Genomic DNA, 25,416 nt, shown 5'->3' with positions numbered 1-25,416 from the left:
ACCCCTGAATAAACTAAATAAAAAAAGAAGGATGTTTAAAATTAAACATCCTTCTTTTTTAATATAAATCAAAAAATTATTTTTTGAATTTAGCGTATTTAGTTTTGAATTTATCGATACGACCTGCTGTATCAATTAACTTAGATTTACCTGTGTAGAATGGGTGCGATGTACGCGAAATCTCCATTTTATAAACTGGGTACTCTACTCCATCAACTTCAATTGTTTCTTTTGTATCAACTGTTGATTTTGTGATGAATACGTCATCGTTAGACATATCTTTAAACGCTACTAATCTGTAATTTTCTGGGTGAAGACCTTGTTTCATTGTAAATCTTGTTTTAAATTAATGGCTGTAATTGTTCTGATGCTTTTATCTTTCAAAAAGGTATAAACCAAAAACAGCTTTTTATGTAATTGTTTATTTTTCAGAATGCAAATTTAATAACATATTTTAATCTACAAAAATAACTTTACACTTTTTTATCCAACAAATGCAAAATTATCTACAACCTATTTTTGTATATTTGTAAGATTTTATAATAACATACATATATAATGAATACTTTACTTAAAAATACAGGTATTAAATTTGGCAGTATCATAGCTGTATTTATGGTTTTAACTTACCTTTTAATTTATTTTTTTAATTATAAATTAATGAATTCTATTTACGGTGGGTTTTTAATGCTTTTTGTAGTAATTGTTTTTGGTGCGTTGGCTACTTTTATTGCAAAACGTAAATTAGGTGGCTATATTACATTAAAAGAAGCTTTTATACCTTATTTTATAACCATTGCAATGGGACTTTTAATTAGCACCGTATTTTTATTTATTTTATATGGTGTGGTTGATACCGAAACTGGAAATTTACTAAAACTTGATGCTATAGAACTAACTAAGCAACAAATGCTAAAATTTGGTGTACCTAAAGATCAGGCCGAACAATCGGTTGCTATGGTTACCGATTCTAACCCATATAGTTTTGGTACGTTATTAATGTCTGCAGCAACTCGTGTGTTATTAATGGCTATTCCTGGGTTAATTATTGCATTGGCAATACGCAACAAATCAGAATTTAATTCACCTGCAAATTAATAATGAATATTACCATACTTATTCCATTGTTAAACGAAGCCGAATCGTTACCTGAATTATACATTTGGATTACAAAAGTAATGCAACAAAATAATTACACCTATGAAGTGGTTTTTATTGATGATGGCAGTACCGACAATTCTTGGGAAATTATAGAAAACTTAACAGCAAACGATACGCAAATAAAAGGAGTTCGTTTTCAGAAAAACTTTGGAAAATCACAGGCTTTACACGCTGGTTTTGCAATTGCTAAAGGCGATGTTGTTATTACTATGGATGCCGATTTACAAGACAGTCCAGACGAAATTCCCGAACTTTACAACATGATTGTTCAACAAAAATATGATTTAGTTTCGGGCTGGAAGAAAAAACGTTTTGATTCGGTAGTAGCTAAAAACCTACCTTCAAAGTTATTTAATTGGGCAGCACGTAAAACATCGGGTGTTCAATTAAACGATTTTAACTGTGGTTTAAAGGCTTACAGCAACAAGGTGGTAAAAAATATCGATGTATATGGCGAAATGCATCGTTACATTCCTGTTTTAGCAAAAAATGCAGGTTTTCATAAAATTGGCGAAAAAGTAGTACAACATCAAGCACGTAAATACGGCGTTTCAAAATTTGGAATGAACCGTTTTGTAAACGGCTTTTTAGATTTAATTACCATTTGGTTTTTATCAAAATTTGGCAAACGTCCCATGCATTTATTTGGGGCATTAGGTGTAATTATGTTTTTAGTTGGTTTTTGTAGTGCTGCATTTATTGGTATCTACAAATTATATAAATTATCGGTACACCAACCTGCTGTTTTGGTAACCAACAATCCGTGGTTTTATATTTCGTTAACCGCAATGATTTTAGGCACCCAGTTGTTTTTAGCTGGATTTTTAGGCGAAATCATTTTACGAAGCAAAAACAACGAATCGCGCTACAAAATTTCAAACCAAATTAACTTATAATCAATTTTTTAAATGAATATCCCTAAAAATATATTAGAACAAAGCAACAAATGGATTCAAGATCCTTTTGATATCGAAACTCAAAACCAAGTAAAAGCACTTTTAACTTCGGCACCAAAAGAATTAGAAGATGCTTTTTATAAAAATTTAGAATTCGGAACAGGCGGTATGCGTGGTATAATGGGCGTTGGCACAAACCGTATTAACAAATACACTTTGGGTAAAAACACCCAAGGTTTATCGCACTATTTAAAACAGAGTTTTCCTGACGAACAAATAAAAGTAGCTATAGCATATGATTGCCGCCACAACAGTAAATCGTTAGCAAAAATAGTTGCCGATGTTTTTTCTGCAAACGGAATTAAAGTCTTTTTGTTCGAAGATTTACGCCCTACTCCTGAATTGTCTTTTGCTGTTCGTTACCTAAATTGCCATGCAGGGATAGTTTTAACAGCATCGCACAACCCTCCAGAATACAACGGTTACAAAGTGTATTGGCAAGATGGTGGGCAATTGGTTCCTCCACAAGATAAAGAAATTATTCAGGTTATTGAAAGTTTAGATTATAGTGATATTTTGTTTGATGCTAATAACGAATTAATTGAATACATTGGTTCGGAAATCGACGAAGCTTTTGCAAAATCAACTATAGAAAACGCATCATTTAATGTACCCGAAAATGCCCGTAAAAACCTAAAAATTGTTTATACAGCATTACACGGTACTTCCATAAAAGCCATTCCAAATGTTTTAGCAAAAGCCGGATATACCAATGTACATATCGTAGCGGAACAAGCGGAACCAAACGGAGATTTCCCTACCGTTAAATCGCCAAATCCTGAAGAACCTGAAGCTTTACAAATGGCTTTAAATGTGGCAAATGATACCAACGCAGATATTGTTATTGGTACCGATCCTGATTCTGACCGATTGGGAGTTGCCGTACGCGATACCGAAGGAAAAATGGTGCTTTTAAACGGTAATCAAGCTATGGTTGTTATGACTGCTTTTTTGTTAGAACAATGGAAACGTGCAGGAAAATTACAAGGCAAAAAACACTTTGTGGGTTCAACCATTGTTTCAACACCTATGATTTTAGCTTTGGCCGAAGCGTATGAAGTTGATTGCAAAGTAGGACTTACAGGCTTTAAATGGATTGCAAAATTTATTAAAGATTTTCCTGAACAAAAATTTATTGGCGGCGGCGAGGAAAGTTTTGGTTTTATGGTGGGCGATGCTGTACGTGATAAAGACGCCGTAGCTTCTACCCTATTAATTTGTGAAATTGCTGCAATTGCTAAACATGCAGGTTCATCGGTATTTACAGAATTACAAAACCTTTACGTTGATTTTGGATATTATAAAGAACATTTAATTTCGTTAACTAAAAAAGGAAAAGACGGCGCTGAAGAAATTGCAAAAATGATGACGGAATTACGCAACAATCCTTTAAAAGAAATTGCAGGTGAACGTGTGGTTTTTATTGAAGATTACCAAAGTTCAATAGCAACTAATTTATTTTCGAATGAAACAGAGCCTTTGTTCTTACCAAAATCAAACGTGTTGATTTATTATTTAGAAGACGGATCTAAAATTTGTGCACGACCAAGTGGAACCGAACCTAAAATTAAGTTTTATTTTAGTACCAACACTCCTATTGAAAACATTGAAGAAATTAAAGATGCCGATGAATATTTAACCAATAAAATTCAACGCATTATTAACGATATGAATTTGAATTAATGGACGATAATTTAAAAAAACTAATTCCTTTTGCATTAAAATACAAACCAAATATTATTTGGAATGTGGTTTTTAATGTTTTGTACGCCTTATTTTCATCATTAGGTTTTGTAATGATTATACCTGTAATGAATGTTTTATTTGGCGAAGAAGAAAAAGTAACTAAATTGCCAACATACAACGGCATTTGGGAACTTAAAACCTATTTAAATGATACATTATACTATTATGTAAATTATTTAACCGAGCAAAAAGGTGCTGCTTATGCTTTGTATTTAATTATAAGTATTATAATTATTATATTTTTATTAAAAAACCTATTTGGATTTTTAGGTTTACAACATTTAATGAAACTTAAAACAGGTGTGCTACGCGATTTTAGAGAAAAAATGTATGCTAAAATTGTAGATTTACCCGTTTCATATTATTCTGAAAAACGCAAAGGCGACGTTATGGCTCGAATTTTAGGTGATGTAAACGAAGTCCAAAATTCCTTTTTCGCCGTTTTAGAACTAATTGTTAAAGAACCACTTACTATAATAATTACTTTAGGCATAATGTTTTCAATAAGTTGGAAACTAACCTTATTTGTATTTATTTTTATACCTATTTCTGGATTAATTATATCAAAAATTGGTAAATCGTTAAAATCACAGTCAGCACGTGCGCAACAAGAAAACGGCTATATGATTTCTGTGGTAGAAGAAACATTAACCGGTTTAAAAGTAGTGAAAGGATATAATGCCGAAACGTATTTTAAAAACCTATTTACAGCATCGGTTAATCGTTTGTACATATTAACCAACAAAATAGGTAAAAAACACAATTTAGCATCGCCAATGTCTGAATTTTTAGGCATTGCAACCATTGCGGTTTTGTTAATTTACGGTGGTACTTTAGTATTACAAGACGGATCGCTTTCGGGCGGTGCTTTTATAGGTTACATTGGTATGGCTTATAATATTTTAACACCTGCAAAAGCTATTTCAAAAGCATCGTATCAGGTTAAAAATGGTTCGGCAGCTGCAGAACGTGTTTTTGAAATTATTGAAACTCCAAATGTTATTCGCGATACCGAAAAATCAATCGCAATAAACAGTTTTAACGATAAAATTCAATTAAAAAACATCACTTTTTCTTATGATGGGGAGCAAAACGTTTTAAAGAATTTTTCGTTAGATATACCAAAAGGTAAAACCGTTGCATTGGTAGGTCAGTCAGGTTCTGGTAAAAGTACCATTGCTAATTTATTGATGCGTTTTTACGATGTTGAAAATGGAACAATAACGTTAAACGGCACAAATATTAAAGATATTCAACTTTTTGCTTTACGTGAACAATTAGGTCTAGTAACCCAAGACAGTATTATGTTTAACGGCAGTATTGCAGATAACGTGCGTATTGGAAAATTAAACGCTACTGATGAGGATGTGATTGCTGCCTTAAAAATTGCAAATGCGTATGAGTTTGTACAACATTTACCCGATGGCATTAACACAAATATTGGCGATGGCGGAGGAAAACTCTCGGGCGGACAAAAACAGCGTATTTCTATAGCGCGTGCCGTTTTAAAGAACCCTCCTATTATGGTTTTAGACGAAGCTACTTCGGCTTTAGATACCGAAAGCGAGCGTTTGGTACAAGATGCATTAGAGAAAATGATGCAAAACAGAACGTCGGTTGTAATTGCACATAGGCTATCAACCATACAAAAAGCCGATGTTATTGTAGTTATGAACCGAGGCGAAATTGCCGAACAAGGTACACACGACGAACTTTTGGCTAAAAACGGTACGTACGCAAAATTAGTTTCGTTACAATCATTTGAAAGTTAATAACCAATTACATAAATTTTAAAAATCACTCTTGGAGTGATTTTTTTTATTAGAAAATTATTGTTTTTCGATAATTTATATATCTTTGTCGATAAATAATCAAAATTTAATATATGAAAACATTGCACTTGTTAGACCTTATTATTACAATCCTTTTTTTTACTTTACTTATAGGCGGCATTTTTGGTTGCTTACTTTTTATATTTTTTATTTTAGGTTTTGATGTTGGAACTTCAGTTGCAAGTTTTTCAACAAAAAACAAACTCCCCATTATCATACTTTTGTTAACGGTAATTACATATTACGCATCGTATGTATATTCCATATTTTTATTTAAACAGAACATTGCATCTTTCATTCAATTAAAAATATTCACAAATACAGTAATTAAAAATTTTAAAGTTATTGGATTTATTTACTTATTTGGATATTTAATTTCGATGTTATCTAAGTTCAACCCATTTTATTTTAATGATTTAAAAGAATTTATAGAAACTAACAAAAGTGAAAATGTATTAAACACATTATTTACAGCACCTTTAAACGGTCTTATAATTGGATTATTCTTTCTTGTACTTAGCAAAGTATTTCATATTGCTAAAACTCAAAAAGAAGAAAACATCGAGCTAAAACAAGAAAACGAATTAACTATATAATTTATGAAACTTTTAAAAATTCTTATATCTCTTATTTATTATTTATTTCTGGTACTTTCAGCCTTAGCCTTATTAATATTGATGATAACTTGGACAAATACACCAAAAGAATTAGCAAATGAATTAAATCAAGAGGAAAACGTTGCTTACTTTTCTACTTTTCCTTTTTTTCTTGAAATAATAACTATGGTACTTTTCTTTTTAATTTTATTACGAATGAAAAAGGTAGTTACTCAATTCACTTTAAAAAATTATTTTACTTTAGAAAATGCAAAAAACATCCGTTTAATTGGTTGGCTAGTCATTTCAATATTTATTATACAAGATTTTATTGTAGAATATTGTTTTCCGCTATTTAATTCTATTTCTGCTATGGAATACGACCCTAATATTGTTAAGTTACTTGAACACACTTCTTTCAAATTATTTTTAGGAATATTCCTTCTTGGTATTGGCAAAGCATTCGAATTAGGTTTAAAACAACAACAAGAAAACGAACTAACTATATAATATCATGAAAAAAATAATATCACTTTGTTTTACATTAACTACAACAATAATGTTAGCACAAAATACACAACACAGTAAAATTATCGACAGTTTATTACAAGCATCGGTAAAAGAAAATAATATTCCAGCAATTGCAGCCGCTGTAATTAATAGTGATAACATATTTTACGGAACAGCCGGAACAATTTCAAACAAAAGCAATGAGGCAGTTACTAACAAAACCTTGTTTCATATAGGATCAAACACAAAAGCGTTTACATCGTTTTTGGCATTTCAACAGATCGAAAAAGGAAATTTATCGTTAGAAACTCCTTTTTACTCGCTTTTTTCTGAATTGAAAAACGATAAAAACTCGGCATATCATTCCATAACATTAAAAGATTTGTTATCCCACAATGCACAAGTTCAACCATACACAGACGGTTCGGAATTTCTGTCATTAAAAATAACGGCTAAAACAACCGAATTAAAACGAGTTGAATTTGCACAACAAGTTTTAGCACAACCAACGGTAGAAAAAGGAACTTACTCAAACGCGGGTTACGTTATGGCAGCTATGATGATTGAAAAATCAGCAAAAAAATCGTACGAAGATTTATTGGCAGATTTTATGAAGCAACAAAATTGGGATTACAGTTTTGGGTTTCCAAATAAAAAAAGCTTGAATCATGCGTGGGGTCATTGGTTGGAAAATAATGAATTGACAGCTTTGCCGCCAACACATTCGTACAAATTAGAAGATTTTATGCTTTCGGCAGGCGATTTATCAATGAACATTACCGATTATGCTGCGTGGTTGCAACTGCATTTAAAAGGATATAATTCTGAAACAGGCATATTAAAACAAGAAAACTTTAAAAAAATACACTTCGATGTTGATAATTACAGCTATGGTTGGGGAAATGCCGTTCAAGGCAATCAAAAGTTGAGTTTTCACGATGGAAGTACCGCAACTTTTTACACGCACGCTATTTTAATTCCTGAAAATAAATTAGGAATCACGATTTTTGCAAACGCAGCCGATGAAAAACATGTAGAAGCAATTTACAAAATGCAGCAGCAGTTAATTTCCCAATTAAAAAAAATTATAAATGCCTATAATAGTAAACCTTGATGTTATGCTGGCTAAACGCAAAATGCAATCGCAAGAATTGGCAGACAAAATTGGTATAACAACTGCCAACTTATCTATTTTAAAAACAGGTAAAGCAAAAGCCATTCGTTTTTCTACTTTAGAAGCCATTTGCAAAGTACTAAATTGCCAACCAAGTGATATTTTAGAGTATGTTTCTAATTGAAGAACCTTATTTTTTAATTAACTAAATCATTTTTTTTATAAATTTATAAGATATAGATTGTTAAACCCTTATAACTCTGAGCTTGACTCAAAGTGTTATGAGATGCTGAATCAAGTTCAGCATGACCAAGCTACTGTCACTCTGAGCTTGACTCAGAGTCGCATCAAACGATAAAATCATGTCTCAATTTTATGTTTACATAGTAACAAATAAATATCGAACAACATTTTATGTAGGTGTTACTAATGATTTAAATTGGAGAAGTTTGGAACATAATGAAAGCAGAGCTTCCATTTTTACATCAAAATATAATTTGACAGATTTGATTTATTATGAAGTTTACAATGACATTAACCTTGCAATATCCCGAGAAAAACAATTGAAGAGTTGGAAAAAAGATTGGAAATTAAAACTCATTAAAGACGTTAATCCAAATTTAGAAACGATACAACTAATATGAGATGCTGAATCAAGTTCAGCATGACCAAGCTACTGTCACTCTGAGCTTGACTCAAAGTCGCAAAAAAAACAGGCTATTTCCAACAACCTTTATAACCTTTTAACTTTCTAAACTAATATTCTAACTTTATAAAAAAATGTTCAAAGAAAACCATAAACTTCATATCCCAGCAGACGAAACCGTAATATGGAAGTATTTAGATTTGTCTAAATTCTTAGATTTACTATTATCTAACCGAATGTTTATGGCTCGATCTGATAAATTTGAAGACCAGTTCGAAGGTACTTTTAGCGAACCAACGTACGAAGAAATTAAAAAGCTGTTGGCAGATAATCCCGAATATTTAGACGCCTACAAATCAAAACGAAAAAACATTGTAATTAGTAGTTGGCACGCTAATTCTTACGAAAGTTACGCCATGTGGCAAGTTTTCACAAAAAACAACGAAGGATTGGCAATACAATCTACCATTGGCAGCTTAAAAAAAGCGTTGATTGAACCTAAAGCAGATCAATATATTGGTGAAGTAAATTACATTGATTATAAAAAGGAACATATACCTTTTAATGACGATTTTTTTCCGTTTCTTTTTAAACGAAAAAGTTTTCAGTACGAACATGAAGTTCGAGTTATTACCGATATTTCGCATTTAGATTTACATATAAACGAAGGTGTAAAAGTGTTAATTGATGTTAACGAAATGATTGAGCGATTGTACATTCACCCTAAATCAGAAAATTGGTACAAAAAATTAGTAATTGAAGTAGTTGAACGCTTAGGTTTTGAATTTACCATTGAAAAATCTGATTTAGAAAGCGATATTTTAATTTAACAACTATGAAATTTAATTCAGTTACCCCAATGTTATGGACAGAAGATTTACAAGCTTCTGTAGATTTTTACACTAAGGTTTTGGGTTTTACATGTGGTGAATATAACGAAAGCTGGCAATGGGCTTCTTTGCGTAAAGATAAAACTGAAATTATGCTTGCAAAACCAAACCAACATACTGTTTATGAAAAAATAGGTTTTTCAGGTTCGTTTTATTTCAACGTTACCAATATAGAAGAGCTTTGGAATGCTCTAAAAGATAGTGTAGAAATTGTTTACCCACTTGAAACTTTTGATTGGGCAATGAACGAATTTGCTATTAAAGACAACAACGGTTATATTTTACAATTTGGAGAAAACATTACACATGAATAAAGCACAAATAATTGCATCGGCACCACGTTTATATGTAGAAAATGTAGAAAAAACCTTAATTTTTTATATTGAAAAATTAGGTTTTTCATTAATAAACAAAATACCAAACACTTATGGAATGGTAGAACGAAATGGTTTTCAAATACATTTTGCCGTTTTTAACAACCATTTCCCAAATAAAAACCAAAAACAGCACATTATTCTATGGATACCAGAAATTGAATTGTTTTTTAACGAAATTCAACAAAAAAACATTACCATTTTAGAGCCTATAACTTTAAGAATTTACGGAAATAAAGAATTTGTTTTTGCCGATAATAACGGAAATATTATTACTATTTGCGATTAACTTTTAGGGCGATCTTTAACCATACTCACATAAAAAATAGTTTGCATTTTACGAGCTTTAAATTTTAAAACTTCTACATTTGGTCCTTCAAAAAGTTCGTTTAATGTTTGTAGCCAATAAAAAAGCCATGTCCCAAAATTATGGGGTGTAATGGCGTAATTCATAAAAGCATCAACTTTATTATGGGCAGCAATGGGATCGCCACTGTATTTTTGAACACCAAAAACATGTTGTTCCCAAAAATTAATAATTTTTTGTAAATGTGGTTCCCAATCTGTAATAATAGAATTAAAAACAGGTCCTAATTCTTCATCTTTACGAATTTTGTCATAAAAAATTCGAACTATTTTTTCCAAATCGTTGCGGTTTTTAATATCGTGCTTCATTATTTTTAATTTATATAAATTTATAAACTATTTGCCATAAAGTAGTTTATAATTTTATAAAATAGTTATTTTTGCATCCAAATTAAACAAAGAAAAAAATGGCAGGTACAAGAACATTTACAATGATTAAACCAGACGCTGTAGAAGCTGGTAGTATTGGTGGAATCTTAAACATGATTGCTGAAGGTGGTTTCAGAATCGTTGCAATGAAATTAACGCAATTAACAGTTGCAGATGCTAAGAAATTTTATGAAGTACACGCTGAACGTCCGTTCTATGGTGAATTAGTAGAATTCATGTCAAGAGGTCCAATTGTTGCAGCTATTTTAGAAAAAGATAACGCTGTTGAAGATTTCCGTACATTAATTGGTGCTACAAACCCAGCAGATGCTGCAGAAGGTACTATCCGTAAAAAATATGCAAAATCTATTGGTGAAAATGCAGTTCACGGTTCAGATTCTGACGAAAATGCAGAAATTGAAGCAGCTTTCCACTTTGCTGGTAGAGAGCAGTTTTAATTTATAAAAATAAAACATAAAAAATCCCGATAATTCGGGATTTTTTTATTTTAAACTCTTAATAAAACTTGCGTTAATCTTAAAAAAGTCATCAACCAACACACTTGCTCCTTCTAAATTTTGCAGTTTAGAATTTTCACTATTGTATCCTAAACAATAAATTCCTGCTGCGCAAGCCGCTTTCACACCATTGGTACTATCTTCTATAACAATACACTCCTCTTTTTTATTTTTAGATAGCGAAGCTGCATGAATAAAAATAGTTGGATCTGGTTTAGATTTAGGAAAATCTTCACCACTAACCTTATGAGTAAAATATTCATTTAATTTAAAGCGGTTAAATACTCTAGTAATAGTGCTTTTTGAAGCCGATGAAGCTAAAATCAATTCCACTTCATTTGCATGTAAATCTTTTATTAAATTTTCAACCCCAGCAATTAATTCTAAATCGGGTTTTGTATCAAATGCATCGTTAAAAAGCGATCGTTTTCTTAAAATTAAATCTTCAACATCGGCGTTCAATCCAAATTGATCTTTCAATTTTTGAAAAACATTTCGAGTAGAATTTCCAGTAAAAGTAGCATACAATTCTTCAGAAACATTAATTCCTAACTCCTCAAAATGTTTAAAATATGCATATTTGTGAACAGGTTCTGTATCAACAATAACTCCATCCATATCAAAAATAACGGTTTTAACCATAAAAAAAATTTTTGCAAATTTATAAAAAGCTTATCTAAAAAAAGTATTTCACAGCCAACATATAAATTGTAACTTTGTAAGCTTATTTAATTTAAAATGCGATTACATAGAAATTTGGTTTTTGCGGTTATCGATTCGTTGTTAAATATTTTTAACGATGGCGAATATGCCGATAAAGAAGTAGCAAAAGCCCTAAAAAGAGACCCACGTTGGGGTGCAAAAGACCGTAAGTTTGTTGCCGAAACAATTTATGAAATTGTTCGTTGGAAAAGATTATATACCGAAATTGCCGAAGTAAAGGAACCTTTTACGCGTGATGCCGTTTGGCGCATTTTTGCTGTTTGGGCGGTTTTAAGAGGAATTACCCTACCCGATTGGAAGTATTTTGAAAATACACCTATTAGACGTATTAAAGGTAAATTTGACGAACTTTCTAAAATTAGGAAATACCGTGAATCTATTCCTGATTGGATGGATGAATTAGGTGTTCAAGAACTAGGTGAAGAAGTTTGGACTAAAGAATTAGAAGCCCAAAACCAACAGGCACAAGTAGTTTTAAGGGTAAATACGTTAAAAACTACTAAACAAAAATTGCGTGCACAACTGATGGATTTGGATATTGAGACAATTTTAGATGACAAATATCCCGACGCTTTAATTTTAAAAGAACGTGCAAACGTTTTTATGACCGATTTATTTAAAGAAGGTTATTTTGAAGTTCAAGACGCTTCATCGCAAAAAGTAGTGCCTTTGTTAGATGTACAGCCGGGTATGCGTGTTATTGACACATGTGCTGGAGCCGGTGGTAAAACATTGCATATTGCTGCAAAAATGCAGAATAAAGGACAAATTATTGCTTTAGATTTATATGAAAGTAAACAAAAGCAGTTGAAAATTAGGGCAAAACGCAACGGTGTTTTTAATGTGGAATACCGCATAATAGACTCAACAAAAGTTATTAAAAAACTTTACGATAAAGCCGATCGTGTTTTACTTGATGCTCCATGTTCGGGCTTAGGCGTATTAAAACGTAACCCTGATAGCAAGTGGAAATTACAACCAGAGTTTATTGAAAACATAAAGAAAACCCAACAAGAAGTTTTAGCAAATTATTCTAAAATGGTAAAACTAGGTGGAAAATTGGTTTACGCAACTTGTTCTATCTTACCTTCTGAAAACGAAAAACAAATTGAACTTTTTTTAAAAACCGATTTTGGTAAAAACTTTAAATTTATTAAAGACGAAAAGGTTTTAGCATCGCAATCGGGCTTCGATGGTTTTTACATGTGTTTAATGGAACGTATTAATTAATTTTAAAATGAAAAAAATATCAACTTTATTTGTAACCGTTTGTTGTTCGGTTGCAATGTTGGCTCAAATCCCTGCTAATTATTACAATAATGCTACAGGAACGGGCTATGTGTTAAAATCACAATTAAAAACAATAATTACTAACAATCACAATGTTTTAACATACACACCTGGGCTTTGGGATTTGTACAGCAACAATAATGCTAAAAATGGTTTTAGAGATAAGTATTATGAAAACGACCAAACAATTTTAGACATTTATTCTGAAAAACCAACAGCTGCAGACCCTTATGTATATACTGTAATTTCTGATCAGTGTGGTAATTACGGTAAAGAAGGTGATTGTTATAATAGAGAGCATTTGGTACCTCAATCATATTTTAACGACCAAACACCTATGCGTACTGATGCTTTTCATGTTTGGCCTAGTGATGGAAAAGTTAACAATGAACGCGGAAATTTACCTTTTGGTAAAGTAGCAACTGCTAATTACACATCGTTAAACGGTACCAAACGCGGATCAAGCGCTGTTAATGGTTTTAGTGGTACTGTGGTTGAACCAATTGACGAGTTTAAAGGCGATATTGCTCGTGCATATTTTTACTTTGCAACTCGTTACGAAGATTTAATGGATGACTTTTTTAATGGATCAACTCAAACCCAAACACAAGTACGTGCAATGTTTGATGGATCTATTGATAAAGTTTTTGTAACAGGCTTTTTAGATGTTTTATACCAATGGCATTTGCAAGATCCGGTTAGTATTCGCGAAACAAATTTAAACGATTACATTTATAGCGTACAAGGCAATCGCAATCCATATATTGATAATCCAACGTATGTAACAGCCGTTTGGTTCCCACAATTATTAAATACAAACAAAGCAGAACTGGTAGAGTTTAATGTGTATCCAAATCCAGCGCCAAAAAATACCATTTTTATTTCTACCAAAGAAAAAATAGATGTTATTACCCTTTATAACATACAAGGAAAATTAATTAAAAAGATATCGAATCCACCATTTTATGATGAAGTGTTCATGATAAATAATTTAAAAAGTGGAACGTATTTATTAAAATTAAAAGCAGGTTTTAAAACAAGCACAAAGCAAGTAATTGTTAAATAATAAGAACTAAAAAATCCGGTAACGAGCAATCATTACCGGATTTTTTTAATACTTTTTATTTATTTTTACCTTAATTTAAAATTGTAAACAATACTACCAATTTGGTTATCTGGCGCTGTAGATTTTGGTTCCCATTTGGTACGTAATGCTGCATCTTTAGCTATAGCTTTTAAACAACTTGAAGTATTGGTTGATCCTTTAATACCAGGTAAAGCACTTATAACATTTCCGTTTCTATCAACTGTAACTCTAACTACTATGGTACCAGCTTCATTACAATTATTTTGAGGCGTTGGTCTTGTTGTAGCTTTTCTACCTGACAAAGAGTACCCATTTCCACCTCCGGTACCCGATCCAGAACCTGCACCAACACCTGTACCATTGCCAGTTCCATGTCCACCACCTGTTCCGCCACCAGAACCACCATCGCCATAATAATTATTTGATGACAACGATCCGTCTTTCTTACCTTTATTACCCGCTACATTATCGTTTCCATCACCTCCTGATTTATTACCGTTTAAACTACTTAAAGCATTTTTAGTAAAATCTGAAACTTTATTTTTTGTTTGTATATTCTTAACAGGTTGCGTTACCGTTTTTAATTTTTCTTTTGGCGTAGTTGTTTTTTTAACAACGGTAAAATCACGCGCATCAGTTGTATTTTCTTGAGCTAAAATTTCCTCCTCCTCAACAGATTCAGCTTGTGTGGTTTTATTTTTGCTAGATTCAGTTACATTTAAAATTTCGCTTGAAAAATCAGGTCCCATTCCCAACTCACTATCTCCAAAATTAATTTCAACACCGCCACCACCGCCACCAGCTAAATTTGGAAACGTTGTAGCATTTGCAAAGCGAATAAATAGTAAAATCAACAATAAAACGCCTGCAACTGCAGTTGTTAAAACCATTGATTTTTTTTCTTCTGTTGTAAAATGCATCATAATTACTTTTAAAAGCTAAATTTTAGGTAAATATACATGATAAAGATTAATTTTATTTAAAATTGATCATAAAAAAAGCAAGTATTACTACTTGCTTTTTTTATTGAATATTTAGTTTACACTAATTGTTTTAAAGCTGTTTCAAACGCAGCTGCCGAAATATCGGTTTTAGAAGCGTTTAATGAATGTGCATTTTGTAACGCCTTTTTAATAGTGTTTGATGTATCTTCAAATACTTTTGAATCGTTCATTTCAACTCTATTCTCCATAAAATATGCGAAAACACGAGCCATACCACAGTTTGAAATGAAATCTGGGATTAAACTAACTTTAGCATCAACATATTCCATAATTGGTCCAAAGAAAATTTCTTTATCTGCAAATGGCACATTTGCACCACAAGAAATTACTTCTAAACCTGCAGTAATCATAGCATCAACTTGTTCTTTAGTAATTAAGCGTGATGCTGCACAAGGTGCAAATACTTCGGCACCCATGCTCCAAATTTTACCATTAATTTCTGCAAAAGGAATCATATTTGCAGCAACTAATGTATTTCCGTTTTTATTTAAAAATAAGGTTTTAATTTCTTCAAAAGTGTACCCTTCAGCATTCATGATACCACCATCGCGATCAATAATACCAACTACTTTTGCACCCATTTGAGCAAAATAGTAAGCTGCTGCAGCCCCAACGTTACCAAAACCTTGTACAATAACTTTTTTACCAGCTACATTTCCACCATAAATATCGTAAAAATGACGAACAGCTTCGGCAACACCGTAACCAGTAATTAAATCGGCTACTTTAATTTTTTTAGTTGCGTCTGGCGTGTAGTTTGTATCTAAAACTTCCATTAAAACTCCTTGGCGTAATTGACCAATACGGTTAATTTTTTCAGCTTCGGTTGGCTTAAAGTGTCCGTTAAAAACACCTTCTTGCGGATGCCATAATCCACAATCTTCAGTCATAGGGATTACTTCGTGAATTTCATCAACATTTAAATCGCCACCTGTACCGTAATAATTTTTTAACAAAGGAAAAACTGCTTTATACCAACGCTTTAAAACACCTTCTTTACGTGGATCGGCAGGATCAAAATTTATACCTGATTTTGCACCACCAATAGCTGGGCCAGCTACGGTAAATTTCACTTCCATTGTTTTAGCTAAAGATAAAACTTCGTTCATATCTAACCCTTTGCGCATACGTGTACCACCACCTGCAGCACCACCGCGTAATGAGTTAATTACTGTCCAACCTTCTGCTTCTGTTTCAGAATCAGACCAATGGAAAACAACTTCAGGTTTTTTATCTTCGAACTTTTTTAATAAATCCTTCATTTTATTGATTACTTTTTATTTCTGCACAAATATAATTCATTACAAATAAAATTAGCAATTCCTTTGTAATAAATCCTCATTAAAAATTACACCTGAACAATGATCTTTTATTGCGCCTGTAACGCTACTTAATACATTGTTTATGTTTTTTACTTTTAAAACGCCTAAGAAAGCAAAAATGATGGCTTCTTTAAACGCTATTATTTCGTTACTTTCTAATTGAATATTAATATTTGGAGCGTAAAATTTTATTCTACCTATTAAATAGGTATTAAAAGCGCCGCCACCAGTAACTAATAAATTAGCCTTTGTTTTGGTTATAACTTTTGAAATTTGATAGGCCATATGTTCTGTTAAAGTTGCTAAAACATCATATGCCGATATCTTATAATTTAAAATTAATGGTAAAAAAATGCTTTTAACTTGTTCTACCCCTAATGATTTTGGTCCTTTTTGTTCATAAATGGCTAATTCATTTAATGCTTTAAATAAAGGTTGATGCATTTTTCCCTTGGATGCAAAATTTCCGTTTTCATCAAATTCTTTGCCTAATTGTTCAGCAAAATAATTTAATAAGGTGTTTACCGGACAAATATCAAAAGCAATTCTTTGATTGTTTTCTTCATAGGAAATATTAGAAAATCCACCTAAATTTAAACAATAATCATAATTTGAAAAAAGCAGTCGATCGCCAATTGGAACCAAAGGTGCACCTTGCCCACCTAACTGAACATCTTGTACACGAAAATCACAAACAAACGGCAACGAAACTAAATCGCTAATTATTGGTAAGTTTCCTATTTGTAAAGTAATACCGTTTTGAGGCTGATGTAAAATGGTGTGACCATGTGATGATATAAAATCAACTTTAAATTTATTATCGTTTAAAAAATCGTTTAATAATTCACCTAAAAAAAAGGTATATTCTATATTTAGTAAATGTAAATCGGTTGCCGAAAGATTAATGCCGTTGCTTAATTTGTTTTTCCAATCTAAAGTATAATCTAATGTTTGTGCATGTATTAAATTAAATTGCCAATTGTTTTGCTTAAGTTTAAATTCAACAATTGCACAATCAATTCCATCTAAAGAAGTACCAGACATAACCCCTAGCACAGTAAATTTTTCTGCTTTCATAAATTAAAAATACGCATATTTTTTGAAAATTTAGCAATATTCAATTATATTTGAAGCTGAAAATTAATGTGTTTACAAAAACAAAATAAAAATGGACTTTAAATTAACAGAAGAGCAATTAATGATTCAACAAGCTGCTCGTGATTTCGCTCAAACCGAATTATTACCTGGAGTTATTGAACGCGATGAGCATTCTATATTTCCTGCCGAAGCAGTGAAAAAAATGGGAGAGCTTGGATTTTTAGGAATGATGGTTGATCCAAAATATGGCGGTGCCGGATTAGACAGCGTTTCTTATGTTTTGGCAATGGAGGAAATTGCTAAAGTTGATGCATCGGCAGCAGTTGTAATGTCGGTTAACAACTCGTTAGTTTGTGCTGGAATGGAAAAATACTGTTCTGAAGAGCAAAAACAAAAATACTTAGTGCCATTGGCATCAGGTGAAGTTATTGGTGCGTTTTGTTTGTCGGAACCAGAAGCAGGTTCAGATGCTACATCGCAAAAAACTACGGCTGTTGATATGGGTGACTATTACTTATTAAACGGTACAAAAAACTGGATTACCAATGGTGGTACAGCATCAACTTACTTAGTAATTGCACATACACACCCTGAAAAAGGTCATAAAGGAATTAATGCTTTTATTGTTGAAAAAGGTTGGGAAGGTTTTGAAATTGGTCCTAAAGAAAAGAAAATGGGTATTCGTGGAAGCGATACACATTCATTAATGTTTACTGATGTTAAAGTTCCAAAAGAAAACAGAATTGGCGAAGATGGATTTGGTTTTGCTTTTGCTATGAATGTTTTAAACGGTGGTAGAATTGGTATTGCTTCACAAGCATTAGGTATTGCACAAGGTGCTTATGAATTAGCTTTAAAATATGCAAAAGAGCGTAAAGCTTTTAAAACCGAAATTATTAACCACCAAGCTATTGCATTTAAATTAGCTGATATGGCAGTGAACATTACTGCTGCACGTATGTTATGTATGAAAGCTGCTTCAGAAAAAGACAACGGTGAAGATATTTCAATTTCAGGTGCTATGGCAAAATTATTCGCTTCGCAAACTGCTATGGATACTACAATTGAAGCTGTTCAAATTCACGGTGGTAACGGTTATGTTGCCGAATACCATGTTGAAAGAATGATGCGCGATGCAAAAATTACTCAGATTTACGAAGGAACTTCAGAGATTCAAAAAATTGTTATTTCTAGAGGAATTTCTAAATAATAAAAAAAAATATTTTGAAAAAAAAGACTATCAAACCGATAGTCTTTTTTTATTTTTATTAAAAAATTTGCCCAATGAATACCGAACAAAACTTAAAAGTAAAATTAACCTTTGGATCGGTTTTACTTATTGCCTTATTTTCGGCAGCTATCTTTTATATTTTAAAAGAAGTTAAAAAATTTAATGTTTCTAAAAATGATCTTCTAACCGAAAACACAAATGTAATTGAAGTTGGTAATATTGTTAGCGAATTGTATGCGGCAGAAAATTCGGGCAGATTAGCTTTACTTTCTTACAATAAAGAAACTGCAAAAATTTATCACAACCAATTAGATTCTCTAGTTGTACGAATTAATACTTTGAAAGAAAAAAACACTGATAATAAAAGCTTAAATACAAAATTAGATACCATAATTAACATTGTAAATTTAAAAAGTGTAACCTTTGATCAAGTTTTAGAAATACAATCTAAATATGCATCTTTTAATATTTTTAACGAAGCAGAAAGCAAAATTAAAACCATTTATAACCAACAACCCAATCAAACAATAAAAATTGATACAACTGTAGAAAAAACAACATTTTTTAACAGGTTTTTAGAATCTTTCAAAAATAAAGATGATGAAAAAAAAGCACAATTAGAAAATCAAAACGCTAAAATAATTGAGCAGCAAGAAGCCTATGAAAAAGAGAAGCAAGAAAAAATTAACAGCGCTACTGAAATTATCTTTTCTAAAGCAAAGAAAAATGAACTAAAACTTTTAAAAAAATACTACGACAAAGAAGCTTTCCTAATTAAAAAAAATCAAGAACTAAGCAATCAATTACGAGACTTATTGTCCGAAGTTGAAAAAATAGTAATAGAAACATCAAACATAAAACACGAAACTTCAAGAAAACAAATAAATACAATAAGCAACAACATTGCAAAACTAGGTATTGCCATTGCAATTATTGCGTTTATTTTTGGTTTAATTATTTTAAATGATTTAAATAAATCGGCACGTAATAAAAGAAAATTAGAAAGCCTTAACCTTGAAATGGAGCGTTTAATTAAACAAAAAAGTTTTTTTATGGCTACCATTTCACATGATATGGTATCGCCAATTAATTCTTTAATGGGTTTTTCTACGTTGTTAAAAAATTCGTTGAAAACCTCAAAACAAAACGAATATTTACAAAACATTATTCATTCAACCGAATACATAAAAAAAATGGTTGATGATTTATCATTGTTTTCAAATCTTGAATACAACAAAATCAAACTTAAAAATCAAAAATTTAACGCAAACGATTTATTAAAAAACATCTACAACAACCTAAAAACCAGCGCAGAAAACAAAAAAATTGATTTAATTTTTAGAATTAATCCACAATTAAATAACTTTTTTTATGCCGATTCTTTTAGAATGCAACAAATACTTACTAACGTACTTTCAAACGCTATAAAATTTACGCATTCAGGCAGCGTAACTTTAAACGCAACTTACGAAAACAATATTGCTAAATTTATAATTACCGATACTGGAATTGGTATAAAAACCGAAAATAAAGACAGCTTATTTACCGAATTTGTACAAGTGCACAACAACACCGATTATAATTATGGTGGATCAGGCTTAGGTTTAAATATTTCTAAACGATTAATAAATTTATTACAAGGCAGTATTTCATTTAATAGCGAAATAAACAAAGGAACCACATTTTATATAGATATACCTTTGCAACTTTTTACAAACGATACAAATGACACAAAAAATGACACATTTACATACGATAACAATAAAAAGTTACAAAACAAACAAATTTTAGTTATAGACGATGATCCAATACAATTAAAATTAATTGAAGAAATTTTAATTGGTAAAGTAAAAAAACTTACAACTTTAGAAAACGGTAAATTAGTAACTACATTACTGCAAAATGAACAATACCATTTAATTATAACCGATATGCAAATGCCTTTATACAGCGGTATACAAGTTATAAAAGATATTCGCGCATTAGAAAATTACAAGGATACGCCAGTAATTGCACTTACTGGTAAAATTGATTTTGACGACGAAGAATACAAAAAATTAGGTTTTGATTTTTACTTACAAAAGCCCTTAAATATAAACACTTTATACAATATTATTTATAAAATGTTACGAATAAAAGTTGATAATAAAACTACTGAAGAAACAAAAGTTACCAAAAATTTGATACACAAAGATTTTAATTTAACCGATTTGTTTGTAATGTTAGAGAATGATACACAGGCAATAAAACAAATTTTAAATATTTTTTATACAAGTGTAGAAGCTGATATTGAAGTTATAAAAAATGCATATACCGCAAATAATTTAGAATTGGTTAAACAAACAGCACATAAAATGCTACCTATGTTTAAACAATTAAAAATGGAGCGAATTACAATTAAATTAATTGATTTAGAGAAAAAAACAAGTGAATTAACCACTAACGAAATAAAAAACAATATAGATTTTATTGCAAAAGAAACTCCGATAATTTTAAAACAAATAGAAGATTTTGTAACAAAAATAAATTAAATTTGAATTTAAAACTTAGAATTATGCAGTACGTTTATTTAGCCATGGCGGCTATTGTTTTATTTTTGTTTGCTTATAAAAAATTAACTGCAACAAAAAAAACAGATGAATATCTTCCTAAAAAAGATAAAAAACAATAACTTTTTTGAAATAGATAAAAAAAACAGCCGAATTTTAAAATTCGGCTGTTTTTTTATTTTTAAAAAGAATTTTAGTTGTTATTCGCTTTGAATTCTTTTAATTTTTTAGTCAATTCTGGTACAACCTGAAAAGCATCACCTACAATACCGTAATCGGCAACTTTAAAGAAAGGCGCTTCAGGATCGGTATTAATTACAACTTTTACTTTAGAAGCATTGATACCTGCAATGTGCTGAATAGCACCCGAAATACCAACTGCAATATATAAGTTTGAAGCAACAGGCTTTCCTGTTTGTCCAACGTGCTCAGAGTGAGGTCTCCAATCTAAATCAGAAACTGGTTTAGAACAAGCAGTTGCAGCTCCTAAAACATTAGCTAATTCTTCAATCATTCCCCAATTTTCTGGGCCTTTTAAACCACGACCACCTGAAACTACAACTTCTGCATCGGCAATTGATACTTTTCCAGAAGCTTTTTCTTGACTTTGAATATGTACATTAAAATCGGTATCGTTTAACGATACAGCAAAATCTTCTGCAGATGCTGCTCCAGTTGCTTCTGCTAAACCAAATGAATTTTTAGCTAAAGCAATAACTTTCACATCTGAAGTTAATTCTGTTATGTTAAAACCTTTGCTTGAAAAAGCATTACGCTTTACTTGAAACGGATTTGTAGAAACAGGTAATGCAACAACATTTGATGCGTAACCTGCATCTAAACCTACTGCTACAATTGGTGCTAAATATAATGAATCGGTGGTTGAAGATAAAATCACCACTTTTGATCCTTCTTTTTGTGCTGCTTGTTTAACAACATCGGCATAAGCTTTTGCATTAAACTTGTCTAACTTAGCGTTGGTAACTTTTAAAACTTTATCAACACCATATTTCCCTAACTCAGAAACATCTGTTGCGTTAACAGTAACTGCTGTTACATTTGTCCCTAATGTTTCGGCTACTTTTTTTGCGTAAGAAGCTAATTCTAAAGCTACTTTTTTAAATTTTCCTTCTGCAAACTCTGCATATATTAAAACTGACATACTTTTAAATTTTAAATGAAATTAGAATTAGATTACTTTTGCTTCGTTGTGTAACAAACTGATTAATTCGTCTAAATTATCTGGACTAATTAATTTTACAGCCGACTTAGGTGCAGGTTTTTCAAACTTAACTGCTTTTGTTTTAGCATCAGCAGCAACAGGGTCCAATACATTTAAAGCTTTGGTACGTGCTGTCATAATTCCACGCATATTAGGTATACGTAAATCTTTTTCTTCAACAATACCTTTTTGTCCGCCAATTACCAATGGTAAATTTGTAGTTAAAGTTTCTTTACCACCATCAATTTCACGTACTAAAGTAGCATTTGAACCTTCAATTTCTACACCAACACAAGAATTTACAAAGTTGTAACTTAACATTGAAGCTAACATCCCTGGAACCATTCCACCGTTGTAATCTAACGATTCTTTTCCACAAATAACTACATCATATTTACCTGCTTTTACAACCTCGGCCAATTGTTTAGCAACTGCAAAACCATCAGTAGGTACAGTGTTTACACGAATAGCTTCATCAGCACCAATTGCTAATGCTTTACGAATAGTAGCTTCGGTATCGGCACCACCAACGTTTACAACTGTAACATGCGCACCTTGTTTTTCTTTAAACCAAATGGCACGTGTTAAACCAAACTCATCGTTTGGATTAATTACAAATTGAACACCGTTTGTATCAAATTCTGTATCACCGTTTGTGAAGTTAATCTTTGCAGTAGTATCAGGCACATGGCTGATGCAAACTAATATTTTCATTTATTTTACGTTTTACTAGATTTATTCTTAATGAGCTACGAAGATAAAAAAAATTTCAAACAAAAATACTATGCGTGCATATAAATTATTTGCTTAAATAATAAATTTAACACACAAATTTAATTCCTGATTTAAAGTATATTTACAATGCTAAAAAAACATTTAAGCAACTTATTTAAAAGTATTTGCTTAATGAAAAAATCATGTTTCGTATTATTTTCTATTTTACTTTTTGCCTGCAATAAAAAAACAGACAAAACCAAAATCACATCAAAGACTTCAACAGAAATGAATCAATTGGTTGAAGAAACCGATACGATTGATATATCTAAAGAAGAAAAAAAATTGCTAAATATATATAACGATAGTTCTGCTTCAACAGAAAATGTTCGCAATGATAGTTTGATTGCTTTATATAGTCAAAAATTTAGCGATTCGTTATCTTTTTTAATTAAAAACAATAAAAGCACGCTAAATTATCCGTTTGAAAAATTGCAGAAAGAAAATGCATTAAAAATGGCAACATCAAGAGATAAAAAACTTCGAGTTTACAGTTGGGATACTAATTTAGGCGGAACCATGCGTTTTTTTAATCAGATCTATCAATTTAATGCAAACGGAAACATAGTAATAAACGAAAGTTTAGCAACAAATGATCCACAAGCTTTCTTTTCAAATATTTACGAAGTTCAAACCATAACCAACGAATCCATTTATTTGGTAATATCAAATAGTATCCTTTCTAGTAAAAATGTAGTTCAACATATAAATGCATATAAAATTACTTCAGAAAATTTAAAAAATGTAAATGTATTTAAAACAAAAAACAGAACATTAAATCAAATTTCGGTTGAATATGATTTTTTTAGTGTAGTTGATAGACCTGAACGTCCCGTTGAATTAATTACACTTGAAAACAAAACACTTAAAATTGCATTAGTTGATAATACATTAAGTGTAACTAACAAAAATTTAATTTATGAATGGAATGGTGAAGCATTTATATATAAAGGTGTAAACTAAAAACATCAACTTCAATATTTTTTATTAATAAAATAAAGCGTAACAAATTATAATTTTATATTTTTGTGCACCTATCAATAAGATAATATGAAAACAATTCAATTTAGAGAGGCAATTTGCGAAGCAATGAGCGAAGAAATGCGCCGCGATGATAAAATATACTTAATGGGTGAAGAAGTTGCCGAATATAACGGAGCTTACAAAGCCAGTAAAGGAATGTTAGACGAATTTGGTGCAAAACGTGTAATTGACACACCTATTGCCGAACTTGGTTTTGCAGGTATTGCAGTGGGCTCTGCAATGAATGGTTTACGTCCTATTGTAGAATTTATGACATTTAACTTCTCTTTAGTAGGTATCGATCAAATCATTAACAACGCAGCAAAAATGCGCCAAATGAGTGGTGGACAGTTTAACATGCCAATTGTTTTTCGTGGCCCAACAGCTTCTGCAGGACAATTAGCTGCAACACACTCACAAGCTTTTGAAAACTGGTTTGCAAACACACCTGGTTTAAAAGTAATTGTTCCATCTAACCCATACGATGCAAAAGGATTATTAAAATCGGCAATACGCGATAACGATCCTGTTATTTTTATGGAATCGGAACAAATGTATGGCGATAAAGGCGAAGTACCTGAAGGCGAATATACTATTCCATTAGGCGTTGCTGATATAAAACGCGAAGGTACCGATGTTACTATTGTATCTTTCGGTAAAATTATTAAAGAAGCATACGCAGCTGCAGACGAGCTTGCTAAAGAAAATATTTCGTGTGAAATTATAGATTTACGTACCGTTCGCCCAATGGATTACGATGCAATTATTAAATCGGTACAAAAAACAAACCGCTTAGTTGTTTTAGAAGAAGCTTGGCCTTTTGCATCGGTAGCATCTGAAATTACATATATGGTACAAGAACGCGCTTTTGATTATTTAGATGCACCTGTTCAACGTATTACAACTGCCGATACTCCTGCACCTTATTCACCAGCTTTGTTAAAAGAATGGTTGCCTAATGCACAAGATGTTATTAAAGCTGTTAAAAAAGTTATATACAAAAAATAATAAAATT

At 31.3% G+C, this 25,416-nt stretch carries 27 protein-coding genes; 19 read left to right on the top strand and 8 right to left on the bottom strand.

The features are described from left to right. Positions 1–76 precede the first annotated feature (76 nt). Complete coding sequence (locus P3875_RS05550; RefSeq protein WP_303445286.1) at positions 77–328, bottom strand: type B 50S ribosomal protein L31; 252 nt, start codon at positions 326–328, stop codon at positions 77–79. A 230-nt stretch (positions 329–558) separates the two neighbouring features. Here P3875_RS05550 and P3875_RS05545 point away from each other — a divergent pair, with 230 nt between their 5' ends. The 12 genes from P3875_RS05545 (at position 559) to P3875_RS05490 (ending at position 10,114) form a co-directional block, all read left to right on the top strand. After that, positions 559–1,098, top strand: a complete 540-nt coding sequence (locus P3875_RS05545; RefSeq protein WP_303445285.1) for a DUF4199 domain-containing protein — start codon at positions 559–561, stop codon at positions 1,096–1,098. Between the two features lie 2 nt (positions 1,099–1,100). Beyond that, the gene (locus P3875_RS05540) at positions 1,101–2,057 is read left to right on the top strand and encodes a glycosyltransferase family 2 protein (protein ID WP_303445284.1); all 957 of its coding nucleotides are present in this window, start codon (positions 1,101–1,103) and stop codon (positions 2,055–2,057) included. A 12-nt stretch (positions 2,058–2,069) separates the two neighbouring features. Beyond that, positions 2,070–3,800 carry a phospho-sugar mutase gene (locus P3875_RS05535; RefSeq protein ID WP_303445283.1) on the top strand — a complete coding sequence of 577 codons (1,731 nt, stop codon included), beginning with the start codon at positions 2,070–2,072 and terminating at the stop codon, positions 3,798–3,800. Beyond that, entirely contained in the window at positions 3,800–5,635 is a 1,836-nt protein-coding gene (locus P3875_RS05530) for an ABC transporter ATP-binding protein (protein ID WP_303445282.1), read from the top strand. Before P3875_RS05535 ends, P3875_RS05530 begins: the two co-directional genes overlap by 1 nt. A 113-nt stretch (positions 5,636–5,748) precedes the next feature. After that, positions 5,749–6,291: a DUF2975 domain-containing protein gene (locus P3875_RS05525; protein ID WP_303445281.1), complete on the top strand. Its 543-nt coding sequence runs from the start codon at positions 5,749–5,751 to the stop codon at positions 6,289–6,291. 81 nt (positions 6,292–6,372) lie between these two features. After that, positions 6,373–6,801 carry a DUF2975 domain-containing protein gene (locus tag P3875_RS05520; protein WP_303445280.1) on the top strand — a complete coding sequence of 143 codons (429 nt, stop codon included), beginning with the start codon at positions 6,373–6,375 and terminating at the stop codon, positions 6,799–6,801. Positions 6,802–6,805: 4 nt separating this feature from the next. Beyond that, the gene (locus tag P3875_RS05515) at positions 6,806–7,915 is read left to right on the top strand and encodes a serine hydrolase domain-containing protein (RefSeq protein ID WP_303445278.1); all 1,110 of its coding nucleotides are present in this window, start codon (positions 6,806–6,808) and stop codon (positions 7,913–7,915) included. After that, the gene (locus P3875_RS05510) at positions 7,893–8,099 is read left to right on the top strand and encodes a helix-turn-helix domain-containing protein (protein WP_303445277.1); all 207 of its coding nucleotides are present in this window, start codon (positions 7,893–7,895) and stop codon (positions 8,097–8,099) included. The genes P3875_RS05515 and P3875_RS05510 overlap by 23 nt, the downstream gene beginning before the upstream one ends. Before the next feature lie 178 nt (positions 8,100–8,277). After that, positions 8,278–8,559 (top strand): GIY-YIG nuclease family protein, encoded by a 282-nt coding sequence (locus tag P3875_RS05505; protein WP_303445276.1) that lies wholly within the window; start codon positions 8,278–8,280, stop codon positions 8,557–8,559. Positions 8,560–8,695: 136 nt separating this feature from the next. Further along, positions 8,696–9,391, top strand: coding sequence for a hypothetical protein (locus tag P3875_RS05500; RefSeq protein ID WP_303445275.1), 696 nt, complete (start codon positions 8,696–8,698; stop codon positions 9,389–9,391). Between the two features lie 5 nt (positions 9,392–9,396). After that, positions 9,397–9,765, top strand: a complete 369-nt coding sequence (locus P3875_RS05495; RefSeq protein WP_303445274.1) for a VOC family protein — start codon at positions 9,397–9,399, stop codon at positions 9,763–9,765. Further along, on the top strand, positions 9,758–10,114 hold the full coding sequence (locus P3875_RS05490) for a VOC family protein (RefSeq protein WP_303445273.1): 357 nt from the start codon (positions 9,758–9,760) through the stop codon (positions 10,112–10,114). Before P3875_RS05495 ends, P3875_RS05490 begins: the two co-directional genes overlap by 8 nt. On the opposite strand, the gene P3875_RS05485 is transcribed toward P3875_RS05490, so the two are convergent. After that, positions 10,111–10,500, bottom strand: coding sequence for a group III truncated hemoglobin (locus tag P3875_RS05485; protein WP_303445272.1), 390 nt, complete (start codon positions 10,498–10,500; stop codon positions 10,111–10,113). The two genes, P3875_RS05490 and P3875_RS05485, sit on opposite strands and share 4 nt — an antisense overlap. Before the next feature lie 98 nt (positions 10,501–10,598). Between P3875_RS05485 and P3875_RS05480 the strand changes: the two genes are divergently transcribed. Continuing rightward, on the top strand, positions 10,599–11,018 hold the full coding sequence (locus P3875_RS05480) for a nucleoside-diphosphate kinase (protein ID WP_125018903.1): 420 nt from the start codon (positions 10,599–10,601) through the stop codon (positions 11,016–11,018). Between the two features lie 45 nt (positions 11,019–11,063). On the opposite strand, the gene P3875_RS05475 is transcribed toward P3875_RS05480, so the two are convergent. Continuing rightward, the gene (locus P3875_RS05475; protein WP_303445271.1) at positions 11,064–11,720 is read right to left on the bottom strand and encodes an HAD family hydrolase; all 657 of its coding nucleotides are present in this window, start codon (positions 11,718–11,720) and stop codon (positions 11,064–11,066) included. Between the two features lie 96 nt (positions 11,721–11,816). Here P3875_RS05475 and P3875_RS05470 point away from each other — a divergent pair, with 96 nt between their 5' ends. Together P3875_RS05470 and P3875_RS05465 are read left to right on the top strand one after the other, a co-directional pair. Continuing rightward, complete coding sequence (locus tag P3875_RS05470) at positions 11,817–13,031, top strand: RsmB/NOP family class I SAM-dependent RNA methyltransferase (RefSeq protein WP_303445270.1); 1,215 nt, start codon at positions 11,817–11,819, stop codon at positions 13,029–13,031. Between the two features lie 7 nt (positions 13,032–13,038). Beyond that, complete coding sequence (locus P3875_RS05465; RefSeq protein WP_303445269.1) at positions 13,039–14,157, top strand: endonuclease; 1,119 nt, start codon at positions 13,039–13,041, stop codon at positions 14,155–14,157. A 65-nt stretch (positions 14,158–14,222) separates the two neighbouring features. Here the strand turns inward: P3875_RS05465 and P3875_RS05460 are convergent, their stop codons facing one another. The 3 genes from P3875_RS05460 to P3875_RS05450 form a co-directional block, all read right to left on the bottom strand. Then, a complete protein-coding gene (locus tag P3875_RS05460) occupies positions 14,223–15,101 on the bottom strand; it encodes an energy transducer TonB (protein WP_303445268.1) in 879 nt (292 codons plus the stop codon). Between the two features lie 116 nt (positions 15,102–15,217). Then, complete coding sequence (locus P3875_RS05455) at positions 15,218–16,444, bottom strand: Glu/Leu/Phe/Val dehydrogenase dimerization domain-containing protein (RefSeq protein ID WP_303445266.1); 1,227 nt, start codon at positions 16,442–16,444, stop codon at positions 15,218–15,220. Positions 16,445–16,495: 51 nt separating this feature from the next. Continuing rightward, complete coding sequence (locus P3875_RS05450; protein WP_303445265.1) at positions 16,496–17,581, bottom strand: anhydro-N-acetylmuramic acid kinase; 1,086 nt, start codon at positions 17,579–17,581, stop codon at positions 16,496–16,498. Positions 17,582–17,672: 91 nt separating this feature from the next. Here P3875_RS05450 and P3875_RS05445 point away from each other — a divergent pair, with 91 nt between their 5' ends. Then, on the top strand, positions 17,673–18,812 hold the full coding sequence (locus P3875_RS05445; protein ID WP_303445264.1) for an acyl-CoA dehydrogenase family protein: 1,140 nt from the start codon (positions 17,673–17,675) through the stop codon (positions 18,810–18,812). A gap of 74 nt (positions 18,813–18,886) precedes the next feature. Further along, complete coding sequence (locus P3875_RS05440; protein WP_303445263.1) at positions 18,887–21,364, top strand: ATP-binding protein; 2,478 nt, start codon at positions 18,887–18,889, stop codon at positions 21,362–21,364. Between the two features lie 211 nt (positions 21,365–21,575). Here the strand turns inward: P3875_RS05440 and P3875_RS05435 are convergent, their stop codons facing one another. Further along, complete coding sequence (locus P3875_RS05435; protein ID WP_303445262.1) at positions 21,576–22,544, bottom strand: electron transfer flavoprotein subunit alpha/FixB family protein; 969 nt, start codon at positions 22,542–22,544, stop codon at positions 21,576–21,578. Between the two features lie 27 nt (positions 22,545–22,571). Then, positions 22,572–23,318, bottom strand: coding sequence for an electron transfer flavoprotein subunit beta/FixA family protein (locus P3875_RS05430; RefSeq protein ID WP_303445261.1), 747 nt, complete (start codon positions 23,316–23,318; stop codon positions 22,572–22,574). Between the two features lie 192 nt (positions 23,319–23,510). Between P3875_RS05430 and P3875_RS05425 the strand changes: the two genes are divergently transcribed. Together P3875_RS05425 and P3875_RS05420 are read left to right on the top strand one after the other, a co-directional pair. Beyond that, positions 23,511–24,341: a hypothetical protein gene (locus tag P3875_RS05425; RefSeq protein WP_303445260.1), complete on the top strand. Its 831-nt coding sequence runs from the start codon at positions 23,511–23,513 to the stop codon at positions 24,339–24,341. An 87-nt stretch (positions 24,342–24,428) separates the two neighbouring features. Then, positions 24,429–25,409 carry a pyruvate dehydrogenase complex E1 component subunit beta gene (locus tag P3875_RS05420; RefSeq protein WP_303445259.1) on the top strand — a complete coding sequence of 327 codons (981 nt, stop codon included), beginning with the start codon at positions 24,429–24,431 and terminating at the stop codon, positions 25,407–25,409. The last annotated feature ends 7 nt before the right edge of the window (positions 25,410–25,416 follow it).

This window comes from Myroides sp. JBRI-B21084 (assembly GCF_030545015.1).
Classification (GTDB): domain Bacteria; phylum Bacteroidota; class Bacteroidia; order Flavobacteriales; family Flavobacteriaceae; genus Flavobacterium.
This window is presented reverse-complemented; position numbering and strand designations above follow the sequence as displayed.

Coding starts and splice junctions, on each gene's coding strand:
- P3875_RS05550 (WP_303445286.1), bottom strand. CDS start 328: ATGAAACAAGGTCTTCACCCAGAAAATTACAGATTAGTAGCGTTTAAA.
- P3875_RS05545 (WP_303445285.1), top strand. CDS start 559: ATGAATACTTTACTTAAAAATACAGGTATTAAATTTGGCAGTATCATA.
- P3875_RS05540 (WP_303445284.1), top strand. CDS start 1,101: ATGAATATTACCATACTTATTCCATTGTTAAACGAAGCCGAATCGTTA.
- P3875_RS05535 (WP_303445283.1), top strand. CDS start 2,070: ATGAATATCCCTAAAAATATATTAGAACAAAGCAACAAATGGATTCAA.
- P3875_RS05530 (WP_303445282.1), top strand. CDS start 3,800: ATGGACGATAATTTAAAAAAACTAATTCCTTTTGCATTAAAATACAAA.
- P3875_RS05525 (WP_303445281.1), top strand. CDS start 5,749: ATGAAAACATTGCACTTGTTAGACCTTATTATTACAATCCTTTTTTTT.
- P3875_RS05520 (WP_303445280.1), top strand. CDS start 6,373: ATGATAACTTGGACAAATACACCAAAAGAATTAGCAAATGAATTAAAT.
- P3875_RS05515 (WP_303445278.1), top strand. CDS start 6,806: ATGAAAAAAATAATATCACTTTGTTTTACATTAACTACAACAATAATG.
- P3875_RS05510 (WP_303445277.1), top strand. CDS start 7,893: ATGCCTATAATAGTAAACCTTGATGTTATGCTGGCTAAACGCAAAATG.
- P3875_RS05505 (WP_303445276.1), top strand. CDS start 8,278: ATGTCTCAATTTTATGTTTACATAGTAACAAATAAATATCGAACAACA.
- P3875_RS05500 (WP_303445275.1), top strand. CDS start 8,696: ATGTTCAAAGAAAACCATAAACTTCATATCCCAGCAGACGAAACCGTA.
- P3875_RS05495 (WP_303445274.1), top strand. CDS start 9,397: ATGAAATTTAATTCAGTTACCCCAATGTTATGGACAGAAGATTTACAA.
- P3875_RS05490 (WP_303445273.1), top strand. CDS start 9,758: ATGAATAAAGCACAAATAATTGCATCGGCACCACGTTTATATGTAGAA.
- P3875_RS05485 (WP_303445272.1), bottom strand. CDS start 10,500: ATGAAGCACGATATTAAAAACCGCAACGATTTGGAAAAAATAGTTCGA.
- P3875_RS05480 (WP_125018903.1), top strand. CDS start 10,599: ATGGCAGGTACAAGAACATTTACAATGATTAAACCAGACGCTGTAGAA.
- P3875_RS05475 (WP_303445271.1), bottom strand. CDS start 11,720: ATGGTTAAAACCGTTATTTTTGATATGGATGGAGTTATTGTTGATACA.
- P3875_RS05470 (WP_303445270.1), top strand. CDS start 11,817: ATGCGATTACATAGAAATTTGGTTTTTGCGGTTATCGATTCGTTGTTA.
- P3875_RS05465 (WP_303445269.1), top strand. CDS start 13,039: ATGAAAAAAATATCAACTTTATTTGTAACCGTTTGTTGTTCGGTTGCA.
- P3875_RS05460 (WP_303445268.1), bottom strand. CDS start 15,101: ATGATGCATTTTACAACAGAAGAAAAAAAATCAATGGTTTTAACAACT.
- P3875_RS05455 (WP_303445266.1), bottom strand. CDS start 16,444: ATGAAGGATTTATTAAAAAAGTTCGAAGATAAAAAACCTGAAGTTGTT.
- P3875_RS05450 (WP_303445265.1), bottom strand. CDS start 17,581: ATGAAAGCAGAAAAATTTACTGTGCTAGGGGTTATGTCTGGTACTTCT.
- P3875_RS05445 (WP_303445264.1), top strand. CDS start 17,673: ATGGACTTTAAATTAACAGAAGAGCAATTAATGATTCAACAAGCTGCT.
- P3875_RS05440 (WP_303445263.1), top strand. CDS start 18,887: ATGAATACCGAACAAAACTTAAAAGTAAAATTAACCTTTGGATCGGTT.
- P3875_RS05435 (WP_303445262.1), bottom strand. CDS start 22,544: ATGTCAGTTTTAATATATGCAGAGTTTGCAGAAGGAAAATTTAAAAAA.
- P3875_RS05430 (WP_303445261.1), bottom strand. CDS start 23,318: ATGAAAATATTAGTTTGCATCAGCCATGTGCCTGATACTACTGCAAAG.
- P3875_RS05425 (WP_303445260.1), top strand. CDS start 23,511: ATGAAAAAATCATGTTTCGTATTATTTTCTATTTTACTTTTTGCCTGC.
- P3875_RS05420 (WP_303445259.1), top strand. CDS start 24,429: ATGAAAACAATTCAATTTAGAGAGGCAATTTGCGAAGCAATGAGCGAA.